The sequence below is a fragment of the Treponema sp. R8-4-B8 genome, assembly GCF_054786175.1.
The window spans coordinates 1-445 of record NZ_BDHE01000416.1; the positions used below are offsets into that span (position 1 = coordinate 1).

A 445-nucleotide genomic window follows, 5' to 3' on the forward strand; every position below is an offset into this window, starting at 1 on the left:
AATATAAGTGATTACGCCAAAGCGGAACGCTATTTACTTGAGGCGGCAGCCATTTTGGAAAAGGCGCTAGTTAAAGAGCATCCCTATTATGCCACGTCATTAGACAATTTGGGAGCGCTGTATTGGAAAATGGGCGATTTTGCCAAAGCGGAACGCTATTTACTGGAGGCGATGGCTATCCGGGAAAAGGCGCTGGGTAAAGAGCATCCCGATTATGCATCATCGTTAAACAACTTGGGAGCGCTGTATTGGAAAATGGGCGATTTTGCCAAAGCGGAACGTTATTATCTGGAAGCAACAGCCATCGAGGAAAAGATTCTGGGCAAAGAGCATCCCAATTATGCTACGTCATTAAACAACCTGGGATTACTGTATAAAAACATGGGCGAGCAAGGCTCCTAGTACGGCGGGCGTTAGACGCTTTCCAAAAATCAGGCTTGAGGGT

Annotated in this window: 1 protein-coding gene; it reads left to right on the forward strand. The window is 46.5% G+C overall.

Annotated elements, in window-relative coordinates; all coding sequences use genetic code 11:
* On the forward strand, positions 1 to 402 hold a 402-nt coding region (locus tag ACYVRA_RS09025; protein ID WP_461252373.1), incomplete at its 5' end, for a tetratricopeptide repeat protein.
* Between the last annotated feature and the right edge of the window lie 43 nt (positions 403 to 445).